The organism is Polynucleobacter sp. Tro8-14-1 (assembly GCF_018881655.1).
Lineage (GTDB): Bacteria > Pseudomonadota > Gammaproteobacteria > Burkholderiales > Burkholderiaceae > Polynucleobacter.
Window position 1 is genome coordinate 22,987 of sequence record NZ_JACVPX010000003.1, and the last position, 13,722, is coordinate 36,708.

A 13,722-nucleotide genomic window follows, 5' to 3' on the forward strand; every position below is an offset into this window, starting at 1 on the left:
ATATCTCGGTAAATTAGTTTCTAACAGGCTTGCCAGTTTGGAGAATACCCATAATCCGTTCCATGGATTTAGGGTGGCCAATGAGCTCCACAAAAGCCTGACGCTCCAGTTTGAGCAGCCACTCTTCAGTAACTAGCGTTCCTGCATCGACATCGCCACCAGTAATGATCTGAATGATCTTCTGAGCAATGTGCGCATCGTGTTCAGAGATAAAGCCACCGTCACGCATATTGACTACTTGACCCATCACGGTGGCGGCAACAGAACGGCCACCAACCGGTATTAAGGTTGGTATAGGAGGTCTGTATCCGGAGTAGCGCATTGCTTTGACTTGATCTTGTGCCAAAGCCAGTAATTCATAAACGTTTACAACGATAATGTCACCCTTTTGGAGGTAAGCCATCCTCATTGCTTCTTGAGCTGATGAAGAAACCTTAGCCATTGCAGCATTTTCAAAAGCGGCTTTGGTGAAATCCAAATAATTGGTGTTCCCAGCAAGCGCAACGCCTTGAGCCGCACGAATGGCTGCTTCTTTAAGTCCGCCACCAGCAGGTAATAAGCCAACACCAACTTCCACCAGGCCAATATAGCTTTCCATAGCAGCAACTCTGCGCGCAGATTGGAGAACTAATTCACAACCACCGCCTAAAGCAATGCCAGAGACTGCAGCAACTACAGGTACTTGGGAGTATTTGATTTTCATCATCGTGTCTTGAAACTCTTTGACGAACGGCTCTACTCCAGCAGGGCCGCCTTTCATAACCATTGGCATCGCAGCCTCCAAGTTGGCGCCTGCAGAAAAAGGTCCTCCAGGTGTGCCTAGCTTCAATGATGTAGGCTGCCAGATTACCAATCCCGCATAATTTGCCTCTGCGATCTCAACCGCTTTTTGTAGACCACTTAATACGTCTGGACTAAAGGTATTCATCTTCGAGCGGAATGAGGCAATTAAGACCTCTGGCTGATTGGCATCGACCCAAGCTCGGAAGTCCGTGTTTTCAAAAACAGTGGTGCCCGCTGTTTTAGGGTCTGGAGAACCATCTCCTAACAGTGGCGCTCTAAATACTTGCTTTTGATACACCGGCAAAGTAGAGCGGGGGATGTATTTATTCTCAGATGCAGACCATGAACCTTCAGGTGTATGGAAAGCTTGCTTATCCGCAACTGGCCCACTAAAGATCCATGCGGGCAAAGGTTCTTTGCTTAATGTTTTGCCAGCATCGATATCTTCTTTAATCCAATTAGCTACTTGTGTTAATCCAGCGGCTTGCCAATCCTCAAACGGACCTAAATTCCAGCCATAACCCCAACGCATTGCAAAATCGATTTCTCGAGCAGATTGCGCAATCTCACCAAGATGAATAGCGCAGTAGTGGAAGATGTCTCGATAGATAGCCCATAAGAACTGAGCTTGTGGTTCGTCGGTCTCGCGCAGTAATCCAAGGCGTTCTGCAATCGGTTTTTTCAGAATGCGTTCAATCAGCGGTTCAATCGTTGCGGTAGAGGGCTTGTATTCGCCGGTGGCAGCATCCAATACAAGAACATTCTTCCCATCCTTGCGATAAAAGCCTGCTTTGGTTTTCTGTCCCAGCGCACCTTTTGCAATGAGTTGACTAACCACTTCAGGCGTTTTAAATAGGGCAGAGAAGGAATCGCCTTGTAATGCATTTTCCATGGTCTTAATGACATGGGCCATAGTATCCAAGCCAACCACATCGCTGGTTCTAAAGGTAGCTGATTTAGCACGTCCAAGTTTGCTGCCGGTAATGGCATCAACTTCATCAAAGCCTAGGCCAAACTTTTGTGCCTCTGCAAACACTGCCAGGATCGAGAAAACACCTACACGGTTGCCGATAAAGTTCGGGGTATCCTTAGCGCGCACAACCCCTTTGCCCATCGTGGAAGTCATAAAGGTTTCAAGTGCATCCAATACGGCGGGATCAGTGTCTGCCGCTGGAATGAGCTCTAGTAAATGCATATACCGAGGTGGGTTAAAGAAGTGCACGCCACAGAAGCGCTTCTTCAGATCACCAGAAAAACCTTTGGCAAGTTCGCCGATAGGAAGGCCTGAGGTATTGGTAGCAAACAGAGCATGCGCCGGAATATGTGGCGCTACTTTTTCATAGAGAGCATGCTTCCAATCGAGACGCTCTGCAATGGCTTCAATGATGAGGTCGCAACCCGCTAAAAGACCTAAGTCGTCCTCATAATTTGCTGGAGTAATTAGATTGGCTTCTGAAGATAAACCCAAAGGTGCCGGCTTTAACTTTTTAAGATTCTCAATCGCTTTAATGGCAATTGCATTCTTATTAGAAGGTTTGCCATCTTCAGAATTCGTCGGCAAATCAAACAACACTACAGGCAACCCTACATTAATACATTGCGCAGCAATCTGAGCGCCCATCACGCCAGCGCCTAGGATGGCTACTTTCTTAATAATCTTGTTATCACTCATATTTAGTCTCTCAGAAAAAATCAGCAGGCATAGCCATTAACGATTTAGAGCCAGCACGTGCTTGACGGATCAGCATGGCTGTCTCAGGAAGGAGTTTGTCAAAGTAGAAGCGGGCAGTAGCCAATTTCGCTTCATAAAAAGGATCTTTGCTAGCCTTATTGGCTAAAGCAATTTTTGCCATCCGCGCAAAGAGGTATGAGTAAATCAAGTGACCCACAACACGTAAGTAAGGTACGGCAGCAGCACCCACTTCTTCGTGATTCATCATGGCTTTCATGCCAATCTCTTTGGTGAGCTTTTCCACCTTGACGGCGATATCAGAAAGAGGATCGATAAACTCCTGCATTTCCTTGCGAACACCTTCATCTTCGATGAACTGTTCAATGATCTTGCCAAACTTGGTGAGCTTCTTGCCCATATCTCCAAGAACTTTTCTGCCTAAGAGATCAAGCGATTGAATGGTATTGGTGCCCTCATAAATCATATTGATGCGGGCATCACGAACATATTGCTCCATGCCCCATTCAGCAATATACCCATGACCACCAAATACCTGCATGCCTTCATTCGTAGCAGTAAATGCGTTATCGGTTAAGAAGGCTTTAATGATTGGAGTGAGAAGGGCGACCATCTCGCCTGTTTCTTTACGAACTTTTTCATCGGGATGATTGAGTTCTTTATCAATCATGAGGGCCACCCAGTAAGAGAAGGCTCTACCAGCTTCTGCGTAAGCTCTTTGGGTGAGCAACATTCTACGAACATCGGGATGAACAATAATCGGATCAGCAGCCTTTTCAGGAGCTTTGGCCCCAGTTAAGCTACGCATCTGCAAACGCTCTTTTGCATAGGCGGCGGAGTTTTGATACGCTACCTCAGTTAAGCCAAGACTTTGCATACCAACACCCAAACGCGCTGCATTCATCATCACAAACATTGCGTTCAGCCCTTTATGGGGTTCGCCTACGAGAGTGCCAATAGCGCCATCAAAGTTCATAACGCAAGTAGCATTCCCATGGATACCCATCTTATGTTCTAGGGAACCACAAGACACTGCATTGGCCTTACCAATCGAACCATTGGCCCCAACCTGAAATTTAGGTACTGCAAATAAAGAGATGCCTTTGCTTCCAATGGGGGAGTCTGGTAGGCGTGCCAAAACAAGATGAACAATATTCTCAGCTAAATCATGATCGCCGCTAGAGATAAAAATCTTGGTTCCGTTAATAGAGTATGTACCGTCTGCTTGTGGCTCGGCTTTAGTCTTTAGCAAACCAAGATCAGTACCGCAATGTGGCTCAGTCAAGCACATGGTTCCAGTCCACTGACCAGATACCAATTTTTCTAAATAAGTTTTTTTCTGTTCTTCAGTACCATGCGCATGCAAGCACTCGTATGCACCATGTGACAAGCCTGGGTACATCGTCCAAGATTGATTGGCGGAGTTGAGCGTCTCATACAGAACGGTATTGAGCAGCTGTGGCAATCCTTGGCCACCATACTCAGGATCACATGACAATGCAGGCCATCCACCAGCAACGTATTGCTCATAGGCTTGTTTGAAGCCATCAGGAGTCGTGACAGACCCATCCTCATGACGCGTACAGCCTTGTTGATCACCAATTTGATTTAAGGGAAAGGCGATCTCACTAGCAAACTTGCCGGCCTCTTCAATGATCTGACTCATGGTGTCTTTATCAACATCCTGGTATGCGGGCAGGGCAGCAAACTCTTTGCCAGCATCAAGCATTTCATGAATAACGAATTGAATATCGCGGAGCGGTGGATTGTATTGAGGCATGATGTTCTTCTATTAAGGTTGAGATTAATGTGACTTACTGTTGCTCAAGATTTCTTTGATTAATTTATTTGCGTTGGCTAGACATTTAGGATTCTCTAAAAAGCGAGAGTCATGATGTACGCCGAGCGCGATGCTATAAAGCTGGAAGAGTAGACCTTCTACATTGATAGATTTCTTTAGGTGTCCAGCTGCAATGGATTCTTTAATCGCACGACGGATTGCAGCACGCCAGTCTTCTACGCTACGCACTAATTCATCGCGAACAATTCCGGGTTGGTCATCAAACTCGACAGCGCCAGCAATAAAGAAGCAACTTGAACTATCGTCACCAATGCTCATCTTGATCCAAGACTGAATCATTTGATTAAGGCGGGGCAAACCTTTAGGCTTGAGAAGTGCGGGTGAGAAGATGAGATCCTGAAACCGCTGGTAATACTCTCGTACAACGGCAACCTGCAACTCTTCTCTAGACCCAAAGTGGGCGAATACACCGCTTTTACTCATTTTGACGGCCTCTGCAATATTGCCGATGGTCAAGCCTTCTAGCCCAGATTTGCTGGCAATTGCCAAAGCCGCCTCAATGATGGAATTCTTTGTCTGAACACCTTTCTTGGGCTCAATTAATTCTCTTTGTAAATCCCTTGATTCTTGAATGGACATGTCAATTTACGCAAATTGTTGTAAAAATAATACGATCGTTCGTTTATATTACATCATTAATTAAATCTTGAAACCTAACCTAGAGCCTTTAAAACAAAGTTTCCTATCCATAAGGCTAATAAAATTGATGCGCTGCAAAATAAATAGAGGGAAAACCCGAGATCCAAATACAAACAAAGTTAATTAATATTCAACGAGTAGTTTCATATTAAAAAAATTAACACAGGAAGACTTATGAAAACAGTAAAGATTAGCGCCATAGTCTTGGCAATGGCTGGAGTATTTGCTACAAGTGCTAACGCACAGTCTGCAAAGACAAATGCTTGGGAAGGCTTTTATGGTCAAGTTGGCGTAGGTTACGGTACTGTAACTCCCACCATCAAGGATGGCACCGCAACAATACCCGCCGGTTTTGGAGGAGTCATTCCCGTATCCCTCAATGCGACTACATCTGGTCAAAATGTCAATACCTTGAATACTGCTGTAGCTAACATCGCCGCAGGCTACAACTTTGCTATCAATGACAAGTTTGTTGTTGGTCTTGGTGTTTCCTATGATCCTGGCGCAAGTTCTGGTGCAACTGGTCAGCTCGTAACAAGAGCGCCAACTAATCCTGCATTAGGCCCATTGAGCGGTGCTGCGGTTGGGCCTACTCAGAATGCAACATATCAAATGAAGAATGTCTACTCTATTACAGTGAATCCCGGATACACCATAGATAATGATAAATTGGCATATCTGATGTTGGGTTATACGGGAGCTACAGTTGGCCTATCTAGCCAAAATATTCCTTACAATACCGTAAACCTAACTGGTTACACTGTCGGACTCGGCTATAAGCAGATGATTACCCAATCGCTTTATATGCTTGGCGAAGTTAAATATGCATCTTATGGTCAAAAAACTGCAAATGCGACGGCTTATGGTGCAGTTCCTGTAGCCCAGCCTGTTAGCGCAAATGGAGCAGAATTCCTGGTAGGCGTTGGTTACCGCTTCTAATCGCTGTAAGTTGTTAAGTCAAAGCCCTCTCATTGCAGAGGGCTTTTTCTTTAGATTTATTGTTCCTGTGATTAGAATGAGTCATACAGATATAACAATCTGACTATAAATAAAACTAGATCGAGACTGAAAGTAACTCATGGTTAATCCTTCAAAACCTTGGTTAAAGCACTATCCTGAGGGCGTACCTCATGAGGTAGACATCTCTGGCTACAACTCCTTATTGGACATGTTTGAGGAGGCCTTTAATCGATACCCCAATAGAGCTGCATGCGAGTATCTCGATAAGTTTTTAACCTACCGAGAGTTAGATCAGCACTCCAAGCACTTTGCTTCTTACTTGCAAAACCTGGGTTTAGAACCTGGTGCTCGTGTGGCAATCATGTTACCTAACGTATTGCAGTTTCAGATTGCGATGATCGGTATTCTTCGTGCTGGGTACGTAGTGGTCAACGTCAATCCACTTTATACTGCTCGCGAACTGGAGTACCAACTCAAAGACAGCGGCGCATCAGCCCTAATCATCCTAGAAAACTTTGCCCATGTTTATCAGCACATCGCTGCTGAAGTGCCTTTGAAAAAAACCATCGTTACTTCACTTGGAGAAATGATTGGTCTTAAAGGAGCAATAATTAACTTTGTAGTGCGCAATGTCAAGAAACTCGTGCCCTCATGGGATCTGCCTGGACACATTACTTTCTTAGCGGCTCTAGGTGAGGGTAGTCGCCATCGTTGGAATAAACCCAACACCTCTTTAGCTGACATTGCTTTTTTGCAATACACAGGTGGTACTACCGGTTTATCTAAAGGCGCCATTCTGTCGCATAAAAATATTTTGTCTAATGTTATTCAGACTGAGTTATGGCTTGAGCCAGGATTAAAGCGTAAAAAAGTAGATCAATTGGTTTTCTTATGCGCGCTACCGATGTATCACATCTTTGCTTTAACAGCCTGTTCAGTATTGGGTATGCGTAAGGGTGGTTTGTTGGTTTTGGTGCCTAACCCACGTGATTTTGATGGTTTCATCAAACTATTGAAAAAGCACCCAAATATCAATATCTTCCCCGGTGTTAATACACTCTTTAATGCATTGATGCACAAACCTGAATTTGCCTCTGTTAAGTTCCCTAATATTTTGGCAACTATTGGCGGCGGTATGGCAATGCAAAAGATAGTTGCTGATCATTGGCAGGAAATGACGGGCGCCCCGATTGCCGAGGGCTATGGTCTTTCAGAAACATCACCAGTTGCTTGCGTAAATTCCGCTTTGATCGACAGCTTTACTGGATATATTGGTTATCCAGTACCAAGTACAGAAGTAGTTATTTTGGGTGACGATGGTATTGAGGTGCCATTTGGTACGCCTGGTGAAATTTGTATTCGGGGTCCGCAGGTGATGGTTGGTTACTGGAATAAGCCTGAAGAAACGAAGAATGTCATGACATCCGATGGCTTCTTTAAATCTGGCGATATTGGCATCATGAATGCCGACGGTCTGACCAAGATTGTGGACCGCAAAAAAGATATGGTTCTGGTCTCTGGATTCAACGTCTATCCAAATGAGGTAGAAGAGGTCATATCATTAATTCCTGGTGTCTTGGAGTGTGCAGTTATTGGTGTGCCTGATGAAGACTCTGGTGAAGCTGTCAAAGCGTTTATTGTGAAGCAGGATCAGTCTTTAACAGAGGAAGCTATCTTGGCATTTTGCAAAGAGAACCTTACCAACTATAAGCGTCCTAAATATATTGTTTTCCGCTCTGATTTACCAAAAACGAATGTTGGAAAAATCCTAAGGCGGGAATTACGAGATTTATAAACAATTCCAAAATAGGCACTTCATGGCATGGGTATTGAGCCCTTCAATATCCATGCCCATCTTGTAAGGGCTAGTCATTTAAAATAGGTTTTTAGCTCCTTTTAAGCAAAAATACTATCGTGATTCTTTGGCTTCGCTCTTTTATATTCTATTTATTCGGGATTACTACCGTCACCATTGTTGCTAGCGCAATGATTCTGGTCATCCCCTTTACAAATCGAAGTACGCGTTACCAGATGGGCGTATTTTGGTGCCGCCTAACCCAGAAAGCACTCTTATTTTTCTGTGGAATTAACCTAAAGATAAAGGGCTTTGAGAATATTCCTCAAGATCCTAATAAATCATTAATTATTTTAGGCAAGCATCAATCCGCATGGGAAACTTTTATCTACCCAGCCTTTTTCCCAAGACAACTCTGCTTTGTATTCAAAAGAGAATTATTATTCGTGCCATTTTTTGGTTGGGCTTTGGCCTCGTTAAAAATGATTCACATTAATCGGGGCGATCGTGAGAAGGCTCGTGAAGCAGTCAATGAGCAGGGCAAGGCGGTATTAGCCCAGGGCAGTTGGATTGCGATTTATCCAGAGGGCACTCGCACCCCGCGCGGGTCATTTAAGCCTTATAGAAAGGGCGGTGTACGACTTGCAATAAGTACACAAACAGACATTCTTCCGGTAGCGCAGAACTCTGCTGCCATTTGGCCTAGAAACACCCTCTTAAAGCGTCCTGGAGTGATTACGCTTTCCATTGGGCCTGTGATTTCTGTTTCAGGAAAAACGGAGGACCAGTTGCAGCTTGAGGTAGAAGCTTGGATTGAAGGCGAGATGCGACTCATTGATGCACCTGCTTATACAAAGTAATTAGTCTATTTATAAAAAAGTTAACAATACACGTTAGCTTTTCTTCTTCTTGCGGATATATAAAGTCTTCGTAATTCTCGCGACTACATCATTCTCTTGATCTTTCACATCAACAACAAAGTCTTTGAGTACTTTGTTGCCAGACTCAGCAGAGCCGATGATGTCATCTAATTGTTCTTGGGTAATTTCAAAACTAGCATGAACCTTCCCCTTACCTGGCTTCAGAAATTCAATCTTCGCTGCTTGATCCCAAACGATATACCCTTTGCCAATATTCTGAGACACCATCATCATGAAGAAGGGGTCAGTCATCGCAAAGAGACTGCCACCAAAATGCACCCCCACAATATTGCGGTTCAATAAGCCATGCTTTAGGCGTACCTTAGCATGTCGAAAATCCTTAGAAATTTTTTCAACAGTAATGCCAGCCCCGATAAATGGTGGCCACAGATTCATTCCTCTGCGGAGCAGATTGGCGCTAATCACTGAATACTTTATTTAGAAGAAGGGGTCTTGCCAACCATCTTGGCCGCCCTTAAGAAGTCAAAGTCCACACCTTGGTCCGCTTGAGTAACGGTATCTAAAAAGAGTTTCTTGTAACCGCGTTCAGCTGTAGGAGAAGTAATGGGATTGTCATTCATACGCTTAGCTAGTTCTTCATCTGATATTAAAAGACTTATTTCACGATTCTTCACGCTCAAACGAATGCGATCACCGTTACGTACCTGCGCTAATGGACCCCCAATAGCGGATTCAGGGGTAACGTGCAACACAATCGTGCCGAAGGCAGTGCCGCTCATGCGTCCATCAGAGATGCGCACAATATCTTTGACGCCAGCTCGTGCCAATTTCATGGGAATAGGGATGTACCCAGCCTCTGGCATACCAGGGGCACCTTTAGGCCCAATATTTTTGAGTACCAAAATGTCATCAGCAGTGACATCTAAATCTGCGCTATCAATACGGTTTGCTAAATCGGCGGCATCTTCAAACACCACAGCACGACCTTCATGTTCCATGAGCTTTTCATTGGCAGCCGACTGCTTGATGATGGCGCCGCCAGGTGCTAAATTGCCGTGCAATACAGCAATACTGCCACGTGGGTAAATGGGTTTATCAAATGGGCGGACGACATCTTGTTTAAAGCTCGGTGGGGCAGCATCAATCTCTTCCCCAAGAGTTCTGCCGGAAACCGTCATTGCATCTAACTTTAAAAGTGGCTTGAGTTTACGTAGCAGGGTAGTCATGCCACCGGCGTCATGGAAATTTTCCATATAGTGGTCACCAGAGGGTTTTAAGTCCACCAAAACAGGAGTCTCATCACCCATCTTATCGAGTGCATCCAAATCAATCTCTAGACCCATACGGCCAGCAATAGCAGCTAAGTGAACAATGCCATTAGTGGATCCGCCAATGGCTAATAAAACACGCATCGCATTTTCAAATGCGTCTGCAGTAAGTACCTTATCAATCGTTAAGCCTTCTTTAGCCATCTTCACAGCACAAGTACCAGTTTCTTCGGCGACGCGGATGCGGTCTGCAGTGACTGCTGGTGGAGTTGCGCCACCTGGAACAGTCATACCAAGAGCTTCAGAGATGCAGGCCATCGTACTAGCAGTGCCCATTACTGAACAGGTGCCAACGCTGGCGACCAGTTGATCATTGACTTCATCTTTTTCAACTTCATCAATTTCACCGGCACGGAATTTACCCCAGTAACGACGGCAGTCAGTGCAAGCGCCTACACGTTCGCTGCGATGGGATCCGGTGAGCATTGAGCCGGTAATCAGTTGAATGGCGGGTAAGCCTGCTGAAGCGGCACCCATCATTTGTGCAGGAACAGTTTTATCGCAACCACCAATCATGACGACTGCATCCATTGGTTGTGCGCGTAACATTTCTTCGGTGTCCATAGACATCAAATTACGCAAGTACATGCTAGTAGGTGCAGCAAAACTCTCATGTATCGAAATCGTCGGAAATTCCATTGGCAGACCACCAGCCAACATCACACCGCGTTTTACCGCTTCCAAAAGCTGAGGCATATTGCCATGGCAGGGGTTGTAAGCGCTACCGGTATTGATAATACCGATGACAGGGCGATCTAATGCGCTATTGGTATACCCAGCGCCTTTAATAAACGCTTTGCGTAAAAATAAAGAGAAACCTTTATCTCCATAGCTAGTCAAGCCTTTACGTAAACCACTCTCTGCAGAGTCTTTTGGTGTATTGCTCATGATTGTCTCGTGTCTCTTTTTAATGATCTTTGGCTTTATTGTAGCGATGGAGTAGCCTATATACCTATACTCCGCCGCCCCAGCGGTACTGCCAGGAAATTCCCAGTGCGGTGTAGTCAGTATTGGTGTTGGAGTAGACGCCTTTGCTACCAGTTAGGCGGATGGAATTGCGCTTATTAATAGGGTAAGAAAAAGTACTGCCAAAACGCCAATTTTCTTGTGAGCCGCTGATTGCTGTGCCATTGACATATTTCTGACCACCCATGAAGTAGGTAGCATCGGCAGAAATATAGGCTGTATTCTCAAAGTAATAGATCGCATGGGCTTCCGAGGAGTAGACGGGGTTTTGAGAGAGCGTATTACTTCCCAGAAAACTAGTATTGTTGGTGTAGATGGTAGCCATGCCTGCCAATTCCAAGCGCCATGATCCGATTGCTTGAGAGACTCCGATGGCGGGCTGAATAAGAGAGCGATTGGCGCCCACGTTGAGCATTTGCTCACTGTTGTACTTACCCCATGGGATTGATGCAGCGAGACTAGTGCCGATAATAAGATCTTGTTTGTAGTTATTAAATTCCTCTAGCGAGAGTGCTGGCGCACCATACAGATTGGCGGAGATCTTTACGATAGGATCGGATAAGCCTTCGGCAGAAGCGTTGATATTTTGAGGGCCAAGACTACCAGCGCCAGAAAGTTGGGCATACGGAAGTAGTAGACTAATCCGGCCAGACTGTCCAAAGACATTAATAATGCGTGTCAGACTTGTTGCTTCAGTAGTGAGGGTGTATGAACCACTCTTGGCCAGGGCTATTCCACCCGAAATAAAGTTAATGCCAATAGGCGCATTTGAATACGCGCGAGCTTCAATCTCTTGAGCGGACGCTTGTTGGCAAATGAATCCTAACAAGCAGAGCCAAAAAATTCTCACGCAATACAAATAAGGCAATTATTTTTTGGAGCCAAACAAGACTGCAAGAGTTTCAGTATTGCCTACGACCATATTAAAGCCCACAAAAATCAAGTAAGGCCAAACAATTAACCAATACACAATCGACATGGCAAGGACTCTTAATGGATCGCCGCTTCCAAAAGATGCCATAGAGGCAATAAATTCTTTACCATTAATGAGTCCATGCACTCCAGCTTCAAGATAATTCAGGGCGATTACCACCACTAGATAGATCAGCGACTCAAGCATGAGTGACTTAACAATGCCGCTTTGTTTATCAATCTTAATTGGATAAACAGCCTGAGCAATCAACATAAATTTTGCCGATAAAGCAGCTTTAATCAACGCAAACCCAAAAAGAGAAAGAGGAATGGGGCGCTCTTCAAGAGCAGTTGCAGCCATAAAGGCAATCGCGCAGAACCAGGTGCCGAAGTAAATCGATAAAGCAAACGCTTTCTTAATTTCCTCTTCGAGCTTCATTTTCAAGCCTGGTTTGTTTGAGGCGCTCTTAGCGATGTTAGTCATGAAAATCTTTAATCAGAGTAATGGAGATTAATCGCCGCAAGTAGAGCAAGAGCTAGTCGCCACTTCGGCTGGAGCTGGCTCTTGGGTATAGCGGGCAATAAAGGCGTGTTTACTAGTCATTGGGATCTTGAGCCACACAAAGTGACCGGACCCTGGTGCGACATCAATGGACTCGCCATTCATATTCCACATTTCTGTCAACACTACATCTGTGTTTCCGTTTGGTTCGATGATCTCGATTTTGTCGCCAACAGAAAAGCGATTCTTGACATCCACCTTGACGCGACCAGTAGCAGAGTCTATATCTAAAGTTTCGCCAACATATAAGCTACGTCCAGATAAAGAGTGGCCACGCATATAGAGTTGATACTCTTTGTCATGGTGACGCTCATAAAAGCCATCGGTATAACCGCGGTTGGCTAAACCTTCTAATTGACCTAACAGGGCGGTATTAAACGGCTTGCCTTGAACGGCATCATTAATCGCCGCCCTATAGGATTGAACGGTCCTTGAAACGTAATAAGGTGATTTGGTGCGACCTTCAATTTTGAAAGAGTCAACACCCATCTTAGTTAGGCGCTCAATATGCTCAACGGCTCGCAGATCTTTTGAGTTCATGATGTAGGTACCATGCTCATCTTCTTCCATTGGCATCAAGTCATCAGGGCGACGTGCTTCCTGAAGCAGTACAACATCACCACTCGTATTTTGTTGCCCAGGCTTCACCTTGTAATCCCAGCGGCAAGCATTCGTGCAGGCGCCTTGATTAGAGTCGCGGTGAGACATATAGCCCGATAACAAGCAGCGACCTGAGTAGGCAATACAGAGAGCGCCATGAACAAATACCTCAAGCTCCATCTCAGGGCAGTCTTGACGCACTTCCTCAATTTCATCAAAAGAGAGTTCGCGCGACAAAATCACACGACTAATGCCAACAGATCGCCAAAACTTAGCAGAAGCACCATTCACGGTATTGGCCTGTACCGATAAATGAATTGGCATATCTGGCCAAGCTTCGCGTGCCATCATGATTAGTCCAGGATCAGACATGATTAAAGCATCCGGCTTTAATGCAATTACTGGATCCATATCCTTAATGTAGGTACGCGTCTTACCACCGTGAGGTAATAAGTTAGAAACTAAATAAAACTTCTTGCCCAATTCATGGGCTGTATCGATACCTTGCTTGAGAACCTCGATCTTGCCAAAGTCGTTATTGCGAACCCGGAGTGAATAACGAGGCTGTCCGGCATAAATGGCGTCTGCGCCAAAATCAAAGGCAGTACGCAGCATAGAAAGGCTGCCGGCTGGAGCGAGGAGTTCAGGAATCTTAGTCATCCGGCTATTTTAGTGAATACGGCCGAACTTGTTTGATTTGCTCCATGACTCAGTCCTGAGGCCTGCTAGAACTGGGTTTACGTAG

Annotated in this window: 11 protein-coding genes; 3 read left to right on the plus strand and 8 right to left on the minus strand. The window is 45.1% G+C overall.

All coding sequences use genetic code 11. The features are described from left to right. Positions 1-13: 13 nt before the first annotated feature. The 3 genes from ICN34_RS03955 to ICN34_RS03965 are packed head-to-tail and all read right to left on the minus strand — an operon-like array spanning position 14 to position 4,913. Positions 14-2,455, minus strand: coding sequence for a 3-hydroxyacyl-CoA dehydrogenase/enoyl-CoA hydratase family protein (locus ICN34_RS03955; protein WP_216120924.1), 2,442 nt, complete (start codon positions 2,453-2,455; stop codon positions 14-16). 10 nt (positions 2,456-2,465) lie between these two features. After that, a complete protein-coding gene (locus ICN34_RS03960) occupies positions 2,466-4,253 on the minus strand; it encodes an acyl-CoA dehydrogenase C-terminal domain-containing protein (protein ID WP_216120926.1) in 1,788 nt (595 codons plus the stop codon). A gap of 24 nt (positions 4,254-4,277) precedes the next feature. After that, entirely contained in the window at positions 4,278-4,913 is a 636-nt protein-coding gene (locus ICN34_RS03965) for a TetR/AcrR family transcriptional regulator (RefSeq protein WP_216120928.1), read from the minus strand. A gap of 234 nt (positions 4,914-5,147) precedes the next feature. Between ICN34_RS03965 and ICN34_RS03970 the strand changes: the two genes are divergently transcribed. From ICN34_RS03970 to ICN34_RS03980, 3 genes are all read left to right on the plus strand, one after another. After that, a complete protein-coding gene (locus ICN34_RS03970) occupies positions 5,148-5,912 on the plus strand; it encodes an outer membrane beta-barrel protein (protein WP_216120930.1) in 765 nt (254 codons plus the stop codon). A 139-nt stretch (positions 5,913-6,051) separates the two neighbouring features. Beyond that, a complete protein-coding gene (locus tag ICN34_RS03975) occupies positions 6,052-7,728 on the plus strand; it encodes a long-chain-fatty-acid--CoA ligase (RefSeq protein WP_216120932.1) in 1,677 nt (558 codons plus the stop codon). 119 nt (positions 7,729-7,847) lie between these two features. Continuing rightward, entirely contained in the window at positions 7,848-8,588 is a 741-nt protein-coding gene (locus tag ICN34_RS03980; protein WP_216120934.1) for a lysophospholipid acyltransferase family protein, read from the plus strand. Positions 8,589-8,621: 33 nt separating this feature from the next. On the opposite strand, the gene ICN34_RS03985 is transcribed toward ICN34_RS03980, so the two are convergent. The 5 genes from ICN34_RS03985 to ICN34_RS04005 form a co-directional block, all read right to left on the minus strand. After that, positions 8,622-9,044, minus strand: coding sequence for a DUF4442 domain-containing protein (locus ICN34_RS03985; RefSeq protein WP_216120936.1), 423 nt, complete (start codon positions 9,042-9,044; stop codon positions 8,622-8,624). 38 nt (positions 9,045-9,082) lie between these two features. Beyond that, a complete protein-coding gene (locus ICN34_RS03990) occupies positions 9,083-10,825 on the minus strand; it encodes an IlvD/Edd family dehydratase (protein WP_216120938.1) in 1,743 nt (580 codons plus the stop codon). Between the two features lie 64 nt (positions 10,826-10,889). Next, positions 10,890-11,753, minus strand: a complete 864-nt coding sequence (locus tag ICN34_RS03995; protein ID WP_370623964.1) for a transporter — start codon at positions 11,751-11,753, stop codon at positions 10,890-10,892. An 18-nt stretch (positions 11,754-11,771) separates the two neighbouring features. Then, positions 11,772-12,299 (minus strand): hypothetical protein, encoded by a 528-nt coding sequence (locus tag ICN34_RS04000; protein ID WP_072582364.1) that lies wholly within the window; start codon positions 12,297-12,299, stop codon positions 11,772-11,774. A 27-nt stretch (positions 12,300-12,326) separates the two neighbouring features. Beyond that, positions 12,327-13,637 (minus strand): U32 family peptidase, encoded by a 1,311-nt coding sequence (locus ICN34_RS04005; RefSeq protein ID WP_216120942.1) that lies wholly within the window; start codon positions 13,635-13,637, stop codon positions 12,327-12,329. Positions 13,638-13,722 lie beyond the last annotated feature (85 nt).

Coding starts and splice junctions, on each gene's coding strand:
- ICN34_RS03975 (WP_216120932.1), top strand. CDS start 6,052: ATGGTTAATCCTTCAAAACCTTGGTTAAAGCACTATCCTGAGGGCGTA.
- ICN34_RS04000 (WP_072582364.1), bottom strand. CDS start 12,299: ATGACTAACATCGCTAAGAGCGCCTCAAACAAACCAGGCTTGAAAATG.
- ICN34_RS03960 (WP_216120926.1), bottom strand. CDS start 4,253: ATGCCTCAATACAATCCACCGCTCCGCGATATTCAATTCGTTATTCAT.
- ICN34_RS04005 (WP_216120942.1), bottom strand. CDS start 13,637: ATGACTAAGATTCCTGAACTCCTCGCTCCAGCCGGCAGCCTTTCTATG.
- ICN34_RS03990 (WP_216120938.1), bottom strand. CDS start 10,825: ATGAGCAATACACCAAAAGACTCTGCAGAGAGTGGTTTACGTAAAGGC.
- ICN34_RS03985 (WP_216120936.1), bottom strand. CDS start 9,044: ATGAATCTGTGGCCACCATTTATCGGGGCTGGCATTACTGTTGAAAAA.
- ICN34_RS03965 (WP_216120928.1), bottom strand. CDS start 4,913: ATGTCCATTCAAGAATCAAGGGATTTACAAAGAGAATTAATTGAGCCC.
- ICN34_RS03955 (WP_216120924.1), bottom strand. CDS start 2,455: ATGAGTGATAACAAGATTATTAAGAAAGTAGCCATCCTAGGCGCTGGC.
- ICN34_RS03970 (WP_216120930.1), top strand. CDS start 5,148: ATGAAAACAGTAAAGATTAGCGCCATAGTCTTGGCAATGGCTGGAGTA.